Origin of the sequence: Nocardiopsis akebiae, assembly GCF_018316795.1 — a bacterium.
GTDB lineage: Bacteria > Actinomycetota > Actinomycetes > Streptosporangiales > Streptosporangiaceae > Nocardiopsis > Nocardiopsis dassonvillei.
The window spans coordinates 6544154-6555909 of the sequence record NZ_CP074132.1; the positions used below are offsets into that span (position 1 = coordinate 6544154).

Annotated in this window: 14 protein-coding genes; 9 read left to right on the forward strand and 5 right to left on the reverse strand. The window is 72.4% G+C overall.

Annotation, left to right across the window (positions count from 1 at the left end; translation table 11 throughout):
- Positions 1-149: 149 nt before the first annotated feature.
- From KGD83_RS28085 to KGD83_RS28105, 5 genes are all read left to right on the forward strand, one after another.
- On the forward strand, positions 150-941 hold the full coding sequence (locus tag KGD83_RS28085) for a response regulator transcription factor (RefSeq protein WP_212641894.1): 792 nt from the start codon (positions 150-152) through the stop codon (positions 939-941).
- A gap of 405 nt (positions 942-1346) precedes the next feature.
- Entirely contained in the window at positions 1347-2522 is a 1176-nt protein-coding gene (pstS, locus tag KGD83_RS28090; RefSeq protein WP_212641895.1) for a phosphate ABC transporter substrate-binding protein PstS, read from the forward strand.
- Positions 2523-2640: 118 nt separating this feature from the next.
- Entirely contained in the window at positions 2641-3648 is a 1008-nt protein-coding gene (pstC, locus tag KGD83_RS28095; protein ID WP_047868649.1) for a phosphate ABC transporter permease subunit PstC, read from the forward strand.
- Entirely contained in the window at positions 3645-4556 is a 912-nt protein-coding gene (gene pstA / locus KGD83_RS28100) for a phosphate ABC transporter permease PstA (protein ID WP_130396041.1), read from the forward strand. Before pstC ends, pstA begins: the two co-directional genes overlap by 4 nt.
- A 155-nt stretch (positions 4557-4711) precedes the next feature.
- Positions 4712-4930 carry an EF-hand domain-containing protein gene (locus tag KGD83_RS28105; RefSeq protein WP_212641896.1) on the forward strand — a complete coding sequence of 73 codons (219 nt, stop codon included), beginning with the start codon at positions 4712-4714 and terminating at the stop codon, positions 4928-4930.
- A 67-nt stretch (positions 4931-4997) separates the two neighbouring features.
- On the opposite strand, the gene KGD83_RS28110 is transcribed toward KGD83_RS28105, so the two are convergent.
- Positions 4998-5723 carry a spermine/spermidine synthase domain-containing protein gene (locus KGD83_RS28110; RefSeq protein WP_394358086.1) on the reverse strand — a complete coding sequence of 242 codons (726 nt, stop codon included), beginning with the start codon at positions 5721-5723 and terminating at the stop codon, positions 4998-5000.
- 137 nt (positions 5724-5860) lie between these two features.
- Between KGD83_RS28110 and KGD83_RS28115 the strand changes: the two genes are divergently transcribed.
- Both KGD83_RS28115 and KGD83_RS28120 read left to right on the forward strand, forming a co-directional pair.
- Entirely contained in the window at positions 5861-6274 is a 414-nt protein-coding gene (locus KGD83_RS28115; RefSeq protein WP_212641898.1) for a DoxX family protein, read from the forward strand.
- A gap of 80 nt (positions 6275-6354) precedes the next feature.
- A complete protein-coding gene (locus KGD83_RS28120) occupies positions 6355-7155 on the forward strand; it encodes a MerR family transcriptional regulator (protein ID WP_212641899.1) in 801 nt (266 codons plus the stop codon).
- Here KGD83_RS28120 and KGD83_RS28125 read toward each other — a convergent pair.
- Positions 7086-7946: a MerR family transcriptional regulator gene (locus tag KGD83_RS28125; RefSeq protein ID WP_212641900.1), complete on the reverse strand. Its 861-nt coding sequence runs from the start codon at positions 7944-7946 to the stop codon at positions 7086-7088. The genes KGD83_RS28120 and KGD83_RS28125 overlap by 70 nt on opposite strands.
- A 62-nt stretch (positions 7947-8008) precedes the next feature.
- Between KGD83_RS28125 and KGD83_RS28130 the strand changes: the two genes are divergently transcribed.
- Positions 8009-8485, forward strand: coding sequence for a DUF6194 family protein (locus tag KGD83_RS28130; protein ID WP_212641901.1), 477 nt, complete (start codon positions 8009-8011; stop codon positions 8483-8485).
- 118 nt (positions 8486-8603) lie between these two features.
- Here KGD83_RS28130 and hisG read toward each other — a convergent pair whose 3' ends face one another.
- The 3 genes from hisG to KGD83_RS28145 all read right to left on the reverse strand — a co-directional run bounded on the left by hisG (position 8604) and on the right by KGD83_RS28145 (position 10799).
- Entirely contained in the window at positions 8604-9458 is an 855-nt protein-coding gene (gene hisG / locus KGD83_RS28135; protein ID WP_212641902.1) for an ATP phosphoribosyltransferase, read from the reverse strand.
- A 75-nt stretch (positions 9459-9533) separates the two neighbouring features.
- The gene (locus KGD83_RS28140; protein ID WP_013156366.1) at positions 9534-9797 is read right to left on the reverse strand and encodes a phosphoribosyl-ATP diphosphatase; all 264 of its coding nucleotides are present in this window, start codon (positions 9795-9797) and stop codon (positions 9534-9536) included.
- A 168-nt stretch (positions 9798-9965) separates the two neighbouring features.
- The gene (locus KGD83_RS28145; RefSeq protein WP_212641903.1) at positions 9966-10799 is read right to left on the reverse strand and encodes an SDR family NAD(P)-dependent oxidoreductase; all 834 of its coding nucleotides are present in this window, start codon (positions 10797-10799) and stop codon (positions 9966-9968) included.
- Between the two features lie 230 nt (positions 10800-11029).
- On the opposite strand from KGD83_RS28145, the gene KGD83_RS28150 reads away from it, so the two are divergent.
- Positions 11030-11734 (forward strand): class I SAM-dependent methyltransferase, encoded by a 705-nt coding sequence (locus KGD83_RS28150; RefSeq protein ID WP_212641904.1) that lies wholly within the window; start codon positions 11030-11032, stop codon positions 11732-11734.
- Positions 11735-11756: the final 22 nt, after the last annotated feature.

Sequence of the window (11756 nt, forward strand, 5' to 3'; positions counted from 1 at the left end):
GGGGCCGCTTCGGCCAAACCGCCGACCTCCGGCCCTTCCGCGGACGCGGACCCTCCGGTCGCGTCCGCCGACCGGAGGGCCGTTTCGGTCAGGCCGGAGCACCCTCCCGGGGATCCGCCCCACTGTTCCTTCGACGAAGTGGACCTCCCATGCCCGCGCTCACAACGTCCGCATCCGTCCCGTTCCCGGGCACCCCGGTCGAGGACGAACTGGTCGAGCGCTCGGAACGGTCGGAGGGACCGCTCCGGGTCCTGCTGGTGGAGCCCGAGTCGGAGCAGTCGCACCAGCTGGTGCTGTCGCTGAGCGGGCACGACGTGGACATCACGGTGTGCGTGGACGGCGCCGAGGCGCTGTTGCGGGTGGGGATGATGCGACCGGACACCCTGGTCACCAGCGCCACTCCGCCCGAGGTGGACCTGGAGACGCTGGTGCGGGTGACCCGGCGGGCGACGGACATCCCGATCCTCATCGGGGTGGGCCCCGGCGACTCCCAGCGGGCGATGCGCGCGCTGGCGGCCGGAGCCACCGCGTGCGTCAACCGCCCCTACCGGATCCCGGAGCTGGCGGCGCTGCTGCGCGGCTCCCTCCCGGGACCGGACGGCGGAGGCCCGGACGGCACCGTCTCCTCGACCGCGCTGCGTTCGGGCGCCCTGGAGCTGGACGCGCTGGGGCACCGGCTCTTCGTGGACGGCAACCCGGTCAACCTGGCGCTGCGGGAGTTCGGGATCATGGACTTCCTGCTGAGGCACAGCGGCAGGGTGGTCAGCCGCGAGGAGCTGTGGACCGAGGTCTGGCACAAGCCGCTGCCCCCGGTGAACAACACCATCGCCGTGCACATCCGGCGCCTGCGGCACAAGCTGGGTGACTCCGAGGCACAGCCCAGGTTCATCCACACGGTCCGCGGGATCGGCTACCGGCTGGACACGGCGAACGGTTCCTGAGCGGAGGGAAAGCGCGGGACGGGATTCGTGAATTCCCCTCCGCCGGGTCCTTTCGGTGATGCCGACGAGACCCCTTGTTCATCTTCACGTCACCTCACTCCGAGACGAACGCGAAGATGAACCGCCGAACAATCCGACGTGTCACCTCCACCACCGGGAAACCACCGTGCCGCCCCGGTATCCAACGCCATACCCGCAGGTCATCACGGCCAGTCCCCGGAACATGACAGAATCCGCGCGGAGCCGGAAACACGAACCCGTTATCAGATGGTTACCGCCATTCACTTCGCATTCATCCTTCTTCTACCATCCCGCCTCCATTTCGATGACACAGCGTCTTCCTGCGCACTTACTGTCGTTTCACGTCAGCCCCGACAGCGGTGATTCAACGAGGAGAACTACGACATGCGCAACGGGCGTTCCAAGCTCGCCGTCCTGGCGGCCATCCCCCTGCTCGCGGCGGCGTGCAGCAGCGGAGGCGACACCGCCGGTGACGGCTCCGGCGGCGGCGGGGGCGACCTCAGCGCCTCCCTGACCGGTGCCGGCGCCAGCTTCCCCGACCCCCTGTTCCAGGACTGGATCTACACCTACTCCAACGACGTCCAGCCGGGCGTCAGCGTCAACTACCAGAGCGTGGGCTCCGGTGCCGGCGTGGAGCAGTTCCTGGAGCAGACCGTCGACTTCGGCTCCTCCGAGGAGCCCCTGAACGAGGAGGACCTCGCGGCCGCCTCCGAGGCTCGCGGCTGTGAGGCCGTGCAGTTCCCGGTCGTCTTCGGCGCGGTCGTCATCGCCTTCAACAACCCCGAGCTGGACGGCCTGGTCCTGGACCCGGCGACCATCGCGGCCATCTACGACCGCGAGATCACCACGTTCGACGACCCGGCCATCGCCGAGCTCAACCCGGACATGGAGCTGCCCGGCGACGAGATCATCCCCGTCCACCGCTCCGACAGCTCCGGCACCACCTACGTGTTCTCGCACTACCTGAGCACCGAGGTCGACTCCTGGGCCGAGGAGTACGGCGAGGGCAAGGAGATCGAGTGGGCCGACGGCCTGGTCGGCGGCCAGCAGAACGACGGCGTCGCCCAGGGCATCACCCAGAACCCCGGCGGCATCGGCTACGTGAACCAGTCCTTCGCGCAGGAGGCGGGCCTGTCCGTCGCCCAAATCGTGAACGAGGACGGCAACCCGATCGAGCCGACCCTGGAGTCCACCATCGCGGCCTCCGAGGAGGCCGACATCCCGGAGAACTTCCAGTTCGCGATCGACAACATCGGCGGCGAGGGCTACCCGATCGCCGGTTCCAACTGGATCTTCACCTACACCTGCGGCTACGAGCAGGCCAGCGCCGACGCCATCATCGACTTCTGGACCTGGGCCCTGACCGACGAGGGCGCCCGCGACCTGGCCGGTGAGCTGGGCTACGCGCCGCTGGGCCAGGAGCTGACCGACCGCGTCGTCGCCGAGCTGGAGAAGACCAACTCCGCCGAGGGCGGCGCCGACGCCGGTGCCGAGGAGGAGGCCGGAGCCGAGGAGAGCGCCGAGGAGAGCGCTCCCGAGGCCGAAGCCACCACCGAGTAGCAACGCCCCGCGGGGCCGGGAGAGTCGTCCCGGCCCCGCACGCCTTCTTCCCAACCCCCGCCCCCGCCCCGGGGCGGGACGCTCTCCACTCCCCACGAAAGCCACAGAGGAGAAGCACATGTCCACCGAGGCCCGTGAGGCCCCCCAGGCCCCCGAGGACTCCCGGCGGGGGACGCTGAAGTCCGGCAAGGGGCGCCTGGGCGATCCGATCTTCAAGTGGGCCGTCGCGGCCTGCGGCACCCTCGTCCTGATCATCCTGGCGCTGATGGTCATCCGGACCACCAGCGAGGCCTGGCCGGTCTTCGCCAAGGAGGGCTTCTTCGGCTTCCTCCTCGGGCAGGACTGGCAGAGCGGCGGCTCGCGCACGGAGATCACCGGCGTCTACGGCGCCTGGCCCTTCATCTACGGCACCCTGGTGACGGCGGCCATCGCGATCGTCATCGCGCTGCCGCTGGCGATCATGGTCGCCGTCTACCTGACCCACCTGGCCCCGCGCCGCCTCGCCAAGCCGCTGTCGTACACGGTCGAGCTGCTCGCCGCCGTACCCAGCGTCATCTTCGGCCTCTGGGGCCTGCACTGGTTCCTGCCGAACGTGATGCGGCCCTTCTTCGTCTGGCTGGAGAGCACGTTCGGCTGGTTCTTCCTCTTCGAGGGACCGGTGCGCGGTGTCGGCTACCTGCCCGCGGGCATCGTGCTGGCCATCATGATCCTGCCGATCATGACGGCGCTCATCCGCGAGGTCGTCGTCGTCCAGCCGATCGAGCAGCAGATGGCCGCCTACGCCCTGGGCTCCACCCGGTGGGAGGTCATCACCAAGGTGATCCTGCCGGCCAGCTTCTCCGGGATCGTGGCCGCGGCCATGCTGGGGCTGGGCCGCGCCCTCGGCGAGACCATCGCCGTGCTGATGCTGATCGGCGGCACCCAGGGGTGGAGCGGCAGCCTGTTCGGCACCGGAAGCAGCATGGCCTCGCACATCGCCGCGTCCTTCGGTGAGGCCTCGCCCGAGGTCCGGACGGCGCTGATGGCGATCGGCGTCGCCCTCTTCCTGGTCACGATGATCGTCAACATCCTGGCCCGCGTCATCGTCTGGCGCCTGGGGCAGTTCACGGGAGACTCCGCCGTATGAGCACAGCAACCACCACTCCTCCGGACGCCCGGCACACCCCCCTGAGCCAGCGCCCGCCCGGCTCGGGCTTCCGCAGGTTCAAGGACCGCTCGGCGTCGGTGGCACTGACCGCCGCGATGGTCCTGGCCATGATCCCGCTGGTCCTCATCATCTTCGAGGTCACCCGGCGCGGCATCGGCGTCGTCAACCTGGAGTTCTTCACCGCGACCGAGCCCCCGCCGCGACGCGAGGGCGGCGGTTACGCCGCCGGGTTCTTCGGCACGCTGTACATCATGGCTCTCGCGGTCGTGATGTCGATCCCGTTCGGCATCGCCACGGCCGTCTACGTCGTGGAGTACGGCCCCAACCGTCTGACCGGCGCGATCCGCTTCTTCACCGACGTGATGACGGGTATCCCCTCGATCTTCGTCGGTCTGTTCGTGTACGGCCTGATCGTCATCGGCTGGGGCCAGATGGGCTTCGGCACCTTCGCCGGCGCCCTGGCGATCGCCATGATGATGCTGCCGATCGTGACGCGGTCCGCGGAGGAGATGCTGCGGCTCGTGCCCAACGAGATGCGCAACGCCAGCTACGGCCTGGGCGCGCGCAAGTGGCAGACCATCGTGCACACGGTGCTGCCCGCCGCCGCCCCCGGTCTGACCACCGGTTCGATGCTGGCCGTCGCCCGCGGCATCGGCGAGACCGCACCGCTTCTGCTGACCGCGTTCGGCACCGGCCTGGTCGTGACCGCCTTCCAGGGCGAGCCGCAGGGCGCCGTGCCGATGCAGCTGTACCGGGGCGCCATGCAGCCCTTCGAGGCCGGTATCGACCGCGCGTGGGGCGCCGCCCTGTGCCTGTTCCTGCTGGTGCTGCTGTTCACCGTGATCGCGCGGTGGATCGGCTCGCGGGCCTCCGTGGGCAGCCGCTGACGACCCGGCTCCGAGGGGCCGTGCGCCGGAGGGCCCTCCGGTGCGCGGCCCCTTCGGCTCTGCGGGCGCCGACGTCCCGCCGGCTTCCCGAACCGCCCCCTCACCGGTAATCTTGCGCCGGACCCGCCACCGCGACTCCCTGGAGACGAACGCAGATGCCCGACACCAACGAGTACGCGACGACCTTCGCGTTCGTCGACGCCGACAGCGACGGTCTCATCTCCGCGCAGGAGTACGCCGACCTGATGCACCGCCTCGGGGACAGCTGCACGGAGGAGCAGGCCATGCGCGCGATCGAGGCCATGGACCAGGACGGCGACGGGCTGATCACCCTGGACGAGTTCACGGCCTACATGTCCGACGCCAAGAGCTGAGTCCCCGGCGGGGGCCGCCCCGCGGTGCCGCCCGCGGGCGGCACCGCCGCGAACGCGGCCGCCCGCCTCAGCGCGGCTCGCGCGCCAGGTAGACGGTGTCGGGCACCCCGCGGGCGACCGGCACCTCGATGACCTCCACCGAGGCGAACCCGTCCCGCAGCGACTCCTCGAAGGCGGGCACCGCGTTGGCGCTCCAGAAGGCCAGGACCCCGCCGGGGGCGAGCAGGCGGGTGAGCTGTTCCAGCCCGGCCGCCTCGTATAGGCGGTTGTTGTTCTCCACCACCGTCCAGTCGGGCCCGTTGTCGGTGTCCAGGCAGACCACGTCGTAGCGGACGGGGTCCGCGGCCGAGGACGCCTCCTCCAGCCAGGACACGATGTCGGCGTTGACCACCCGGCAGCGCGGGTCCCGGTGCACGTAGTCGGCGGCCTCGCCCAGTTCCCCGTCGTGCCAGGCGATGACGTGCGGTTCGAGTTCCACCACGTCCACCACCGCCACCCGGGGGTGCTCCAGGGCCTCGCGGGCGGAGAAGCCCACGCCCAGGCCGCCGATGAGCACCCGGGAGCGCGAGCGGCCCGCGGGGAGGGCGGCGAGGCCGGCGCGCACCATCTCGCGCTCGGAGGTGCCGTCGCGGGTGTCCATGAGGAAGACGCCGTTGGAGTAGATCTCGTAGTGCGCGCCCACGCGGCGCAGCACGAGGTCGCCGCCGGTCTCCCCGGTCACCCTCGCCAGCGTGACGGTCTCCTCCTCGGGCTCGCGGAAGGCGGGGGCGGTGTACGTCGTCGGCTGGTCCATACCCCACATTGTGCCCGTCCGGCGCACGCACCCGCGTTCCCGTCGAGGGGACGGACGGCGCTCCGCCCGGGGGGTCGTCGCGGACCGGGGGTTACCGAAGAGTAGGGTCGGCATCCACCCCACCGAAGGAGGAATCCATGCAGCTGAAGCGCGGGCACGGCGGACTGCTCGACCGGGTGCGCGGAGCCGCTCCCTACGCCCTCGGCGGCCTGTTCGTGGCTTCGGGCGTGCTGCACTTCGCGGCGCCCGGGCCCTTCCGGGCGATCATGCCCCGCTCCCTGCCCGCGCCGCGCGCGTGGGTCTACGGCAGCGGCGCGGCCGAACTGGTCTGCGGCGCGGGGCTGCTGACGCGCCGGGCGTGGGCCGGACCGGCGAGCGCGGCCCTGCTGCTCGCCGTGTGGCCCGCCAACGTCCAGATGGCCCTCGACTCGGGCACGGGCAGGCTCCGGGGCCCGGCCGACAACCGCCTCGTGGCCTGGGGCCGCGTGCCGCTCCAGATCCCGCTCGTCTGGGCCGCCCTCCAGGCCGGCCGCGGGGACCGGGAGGACTGACCGGCGGCCCGCACCGGGGCGCGGCCGGGCCCCGAGCGCCCGCTTGCCCCTCCCCTTGGGGGAGGAGCCACAGTGGAACCATGCTTCCCATCGGTTCCTTCAGTGAACTCACCGGCCTCTCACACAAGGCGCTGCGCCACTACCACTCCCTCGGGCTGCTGGTCCCGGCCCGCGTGGACGAGGACACGCAGTTCCGCTGGTACACCGTCGACCAGATCGAGCGCGCCGGGCGGATCGTCACCCTGCGCCGCGCGGGCATGGGCCTGGACACCGTCCGGCGCGTGGTGGACGACCCCGGCTTGGCCCCCGACGCGCTGAGCCGGCACGCCGAGGACCTCCGGCGCGAGCGGGAGGACCAGGACCGGGCGCTGGCGGAGGCCCTCGCGGTCCTGGCGTGGGAGCCGGAGGTGGAGGTCCGGCCCCGGCGGGCGCGCACGGCCCTGACGGGGGTGACCGCGCTCTCCCCGGACGGGGACTTCGACCCGGACCGGGAGCGCGCCGAGGCGCACGCCCTGGCCGAGCGGCTCGGCGCGCTGGCCGACGAGCGCGGGTGGCGCGCCGACGGACGGTGGTGGAAGAGCCTGGAGCCGGGGGCGGACGAAGCGGGCTACCGGGTGTGCGTGCCGGTCGCGGAGGCCGGGCCCTCCCCGTCCCCGCTGCCGGAGGGCGTGGAGCTGGTGGAGTACGCGGAGGGCACCGAGGTCCGGCTGCTGATGCCCGGCCGGGAGAGCCTGGGCGGCCTCACCCTGGCGCTGACCCACCTGTTCGGGCACGAGGTCGAGGGCCTGTTCGCCGACGTGGGCGCCCTCCGTCAGTCGGAGTACGACGGAGGTGTGGAGTTCGCCGTCGGGTTGCGGCCCCTGGCGGAGGCTCCGGAGTGAGGGCCCGCGGACCCGGGCTCCGCGTCTGAGCGCACAGGACCCGCGGCTCCCGCGCCCGAGGCGCCCGTGTCCGGGGGCCGCGCCGACCGCAGCAGGGCGCCCAGCGCGGCGGCGCCTTCGAGCAGGGCCGCCGACCGGGCGTCGATGCTCGCGTCCCGGGCGGCCAGCGCGGCCCTCACCTCGCCCCACCGGTGCGCGCGGCGCAGCTGCGGCATCAGGGTGCGCAGCGGTGCGACGCGGTACCCGGCCATGCGCAGCTGGTGGACGATCCGCGCGTCCCGGGCGTCGGCGGGCGAGTACCTGCGCGCTCCCCCGGGGGAGGTACGGCCGGGCACGACGAGCCCCTCGGCGTCCCAGTGCCGCAGCGTCGAGGGCCGCACACCGAGCGCTGCGGCGAGCTCGGAGACGCCCATGGAGTCCGCCGGGCGGACGTCCCCGACCGGCTCCGCGGCGATCGCCTCCGCGGCCTCCCTGGCCAGTCCGAGCTCCCGGCGCTCGGTGTGGAGCCGGGCGTGCGCGGCGTCCAGGAGGGCGAGCGGGTCCGAGGCCGGGTACCCGTGCGCGGCGCGCACGATCCGCCCGGCCTCGACCGGACCGGTCCCGGCCGCGAGGGCCCGGTAGGCCAGGGCCGAGCACACGTGGGCCTCGGCGTAGACCCGGTAACCCGAGGCCGTGCGCGCCGCCGGGGGCAGCACGCCGTCGCGTTCGAGGTTGCGCACCTGCTGGACGGAGTACCCCGAGCGCCGGGCGACGTCGATCGTGCGCAGGGCGGTCGAGTTGCGACTTTCCACTCCCCCACCTCGCACTCCTCGGGAAAAGCCTCCACGACCACATGAATGTAACGCTGGAACGCATGAGCATCGAAGAGATCACCGCGTTCCTCGGGAGCCTGGAGGGCGTGCTGACCATCAGACCGGGGCCGGGCGACGGTTCGCCCGAGATCAGCTGGGGCGACACGTTCTTCTACTACGCGCCCGACGGCGCCGTCCCCGCCGCGACCCAGCCCTTCGCGACCGTCGTGACGAAGGACTACCCCGACGACCGGGCGTCGCGGCTGGACCGGCCCGGCGTCTTCCGGCTGAACGTCGCCGCCGGAAGGGAGGCCTTCGTGAGCTGGACGGGCCGTGAGCCGCGCGAACCGGCCGACCCGGGCGCGGACCCGAGCGCGGCGGACACGGTGGTGGCGCACCCCGTCTACGGCGGCCTGGGCTGGCTCTCCGTGGTGAACCCCGGGCCGCGGGCCGGGGAGGCGGCCCGGGAGCTGCTGCGCACCGCCCACGGCCTCGCCCGCGCGCGCCGTCAGCGGCGCACCGGGACGGAGCCGGACTGACGGGCGGTGTCGGGCCGAGGGGCGGCTCGGAGGAGCGCGAACATCCCGTGCGGCACCGAAGGAGCGGCGGGGGACGGCATGGACGCCGCCCCCGCCGGTCCGGTGTTCAGGACACCGCCTACAGGCGGCAGGCGTAGATGTCGGTGACCAGGATGGCGCGGGCGCCGAGCTGCCACAGGTCGTCCATGATCCGCTGGGCGTCCTTGCTCGGCACCATCGAGCGGACCGCGACCCAGCCCTCCCGGTGCAGCGGGGAGACCGTCGGCCCCTCCATTCCCGGGGTGAGCGCGACCGCCGCCTCCAGGCGTTCGGCGTGCACGTCGTAGTCCATCATCACGTAGTCGCGGGCGACCAGGACGCCGCGCAGACGGCGCAGCAGCGTGTCGAACTTGGGGTTCTCGGGGGCCCCGGACGGACGGATGACCACCGCTTCGGAGACCAGGATCGGATCGCCGAAGGTCTCCATGCCCGCCTGGCGCAGGGTGGTGCCGGTGGAGACCACGTCGGCGACGGCGTCGGCGACGCCGAGCTGGACGGAGCTCTCGACCGCGCCGTCCAGGTGGATGACGCGGGCGTCGACGCCCTGCTCGTCCAGGTAGGAGCGCAGGAGGCCGTCGAAGGACGTGGCGACGCGCTTGCCGTTGAGGTCGGACACCTTCATGCCGGCTCCGCCGGGCGCGGCGAAGCGGAAGGTGGAGCCGCCGAAGCCCAGCGGCAGGACCTCGTCCACGGCGGCGCCGGAGTCCAGCAGCATGTCGCGGCCGGTGATCCCGGCCTGGAGGATGCCCTCGCCGACGTAGACGGCGATGTCCTTGGGGCGCAGGAAGAAGAACTCGGTGTCGTTGTCGGGGTCGATCATGACCAGGTCGCGGCTGCTCTTGCGCTGCCGGTACCCGGCCTCGCGGAGCATCTCCACGGCGGGTTCGGAGAGCTGGCCCTTGTTGGGCACGGCGATTCTCAGCATGTCGGGCATGTTCACGGCTTTCTCGTGGCTGCGTGTACGGGGACGTGGCGTCGGTGGCCGGATGCGCGCGGGCGGCGCGTCGGCCTACAGATGCTTGTAGACGTCCTCCAGACGCAGGCCGCGGGCCAGCATCAGGACCTGGAGGTGGTAGAGGAGCTGCGAGATCTCTTCGGCTGCCTGGTCGTCCGACTCGTACTCGGCGGCCATCCAGACCTCCGCCGCCTCCTCGACGACCTTCTTGCCGATGGCATGGACGCCGGCGTCGAGCTGGGCGACGGTCCCGGAGCCCTCGGGGCGGGAACGCGCCTTCTCGGACAGCTCGGCGAACAGCTCTTCGAAGGTCTTCATGGTGTCTTTCCTCGACAGACAGATGCGCTACCAGGGTAGGCGGTCCGGCGCCCCGGCGCCGCACCCTCGCGGGGATGTCTCATCATGTGGGAGGCGGCGTGCGCCACACCGCGCCACACCGCGCCGGGACCGTCCCGGCGCGGGGCGGCCGTCGCGCCCCGGCCCGGTTCACCACACCCTGCGGGCGGCGGCGCGCACGATCGGCTTGGGGATGAAGCGCAGCAGCCCCGTGGCCGCCTTGTACTGGGCCCCGGCAACGACGCTGGAGCGCCCGGCCGCCCAGGCGGTGAGGGACTCGCGCACGACCTGCTCCTTGGGGACGAACGCGAACGCGGGCATCCCGCTCTCCTGGACGCCCCTGGTCATGTCGGTGCGCACGAACCCCGGCAGGACCGCGGTGACGTGCACGCCGTGCTCGGCGACCTCGGCGGCCACGCTCTCGCTCCACAGGGACACGAACTTCTTGCCCGCCCCGTACACCGAGCCGCCGGGGTTGGCGGTGATCTCGCCCGCGACGGAGGAGAGGTTGATGACGCCGAGCCTGGTCCGGCTCGGCAGGCTCCCGCGGCGGGCGATCTGGACCGGCAGGACGGCGCGGGTCAGGTGCAGGACCGCGCGGACGTTGAGGTCGATCATGGCGTCGATCTCGGAGGGCTCCTGCTCGACGAAGGGACCGCCGTCGCCCCGCCCGGCGTTGTTGACGAGCAGGTCCACGGGGGCCTCGTCGCCGCCACCGTCGGCGGACAGGCGTTCGGCGACGAGCGAGAGGCCCTCGTCGGTGCCCAGGTCGGCGGGCAGGGGCTCGACGCCGACCCCGTAGCGTCCGCCGATCTCCTCGGCCAGGGCCTCCAGGAGTTCGCCCCGGCGGGCGACCAGGACGAGGGAGTAGCCGCGTTCGGCGAGCCTGCGGGCGTACTCCTCGCCGATCCCGGTGGAGGCCCCGGTGACCAGCGCGGTCCGTGGGTGGGCGGGGGTCTCGGAGGTGCTGGCCGGTTCGCTCATCCCCCCAGGGTAGGCCGTCGCCGGTCGCGGGGACAGGGCCCCCGGCGGGCGCCGGACCGGCGTGCGCGCGCGGCGGCGCTCTGCGGCGCCCCGGCCCGCGCGGCGCTCGCCTCGTCGCCGGAGTTCCCCTTCCCGCGGTGGGCATGGACACACACGGTTTCACCTGGGCTTTCCCAGAACGCGGCCGTGCCGACTCCCTTCGGGGAGGGGTGAGGCGTTAGCGTGCGTGTATGTCCGAGACCCACAGCCCTGCCGGACCCCTTTCCTCCCTGAGGTTGGACGAGCGCCTGCGCGACACCCGACTGTTCTTCAGCCAGGCGCTGCGCACCTTCCACGCCACCGGTTCCATCCTCCCCAGCAGCGGTGCGCTGGCGCGTGCGATGGCCGAGTACGTCCGGCGCCGACCCGAACCCGACCGCCCGCTGCGCATCCTGGAGGCCGGAGCCGGGACCGGCGCGATCAGCCGCGGGATCGCCGCCTCTATGCAGCCGGGGGACACCCTGGACCTGGTGGAGGCCAACCCCGAGTTCGCCGCCCACGTGGAGGGGCTGCTCAAGACCGACCCGGTCATGACGCGGGTGGCCGACGCCTCCCGGGTGCACGCCAAACTCGTCAACGACATGGGCACCGACCGGTCCTACGACGTGATCGTGTCCGGCCTGCCGTTCGCGAACTTCACCGCCGACGCCGTGCGGGAGATCCTGGACTACTACTTCGAGGTGCTCGAACCGGGCGGCACCATGTCCTTCTACGGCTACCTGTACACCAAGGAGGTCAAGGCGGTCATCGCCCGCCGCGAGGACTACCTGCGCCAGGCCCGCACGAGCTGGCTGGTCCAGGAGTGGATCGACCGCTACGGCATCGGCTCCGAGAAGGTGTTCGCCAACGTCCCGCCCGCGTGGGTGCACCACCTGCGCAAGCCGGAGAAGGACTGAGCCCGCCCCCCACAGCCACGGA

Bases quoted from the DNA above. Each gene is read 5' to 3' on its own strand.
- KGD83_RS28130 (WP_212641901.1), top strand. From the start codon at position 8,009: ATGAGCATCGAAGAGATCACCGCGTTCCTCGGGAGCCTGGAGGGCGTG.
- pstC (WP_047868649.1), top strand. From the start codon at position 2,641: ATGTCCACCGAGGCCCGTGAGGCCCCCCAGGCCCCCGAGGACTCCCGG.
- KGD83_RS28145 (WP_212641903.1), bottom strand. From the start codon at position 10,799: ATGAGCGAACCGGCCAGCACCTCCGAGACCCCCGCCCACCCACGGACC.
- KGD83_RS28150 (WP_212641904.1), top strand. From the start codon at position 11,030: ATGTCCGAGACCCACAGCCCTGCCGGACCCCTTTCCTCCCTGAGGTTG.
- KGD83_RS28120 (WP_212641899.1), top strand. From the start codon at position 6,355: ATGCTTCCCATCGGTTCCTTCAGTGAACTCACCGGCCTCTCACACAAG.
- pstA (WP_130396041.1), top strand. From the start codon at position 3,645: ATGAGCACAGCAACCACCACTCCTCCGGACGCCCGGCACACCCCCCTG.
- KGD83_RS28115 (WP_212641898.1), top strand. From the start codon at position 5,861: ATGCAGCTGAAGCGCGGGCACGGCGGACTGCTCGACCGGGTGCGCGGA.
- pstS (WP_212641895.1), top strand. From the start codon at position 1,347: ATGCGCAACGGGCGTTCCAAGCTCGCCGTCCTGGCGGCCATCCCCCTG.
- hisG (WP_212641902.1), bottom strand. From the start codon at position 9,458: ATGCCCGACATGCTGAGAATCGCCGTGCCCAACAAGGGCCAGCTCTCC.
- KGD83_RS28140 (WP_013156366.1), bottom strand. From the start codon at position 9,797: ATGAAGACCTTCGAAGAGCTGTTCGCCGAGCTGTCCGAGAAGGCGCGT.
- KGD83_RS28085 (WP_212641894.1), top strand. From the start codon at position 150: ATGCCCGCGCTCACAACGTCCGCATCCGTCCCGTTCCCGGGCACCCCG.
- KGD83_RS28105 (WP_212641896.1), top strand. From the start codon at position 4,712: ATGCCCGACACCAACGAGTACGCGACGACCTTCGCGTTCGTCGACGCC.
- KGD83_RS28110 (WP_394358086.1), bottom strand. From the start codon at position 5,723: ATGGACCAGCCGACGACGTACACCGCCCCCGCCTTCCGCGAGCCCGAG.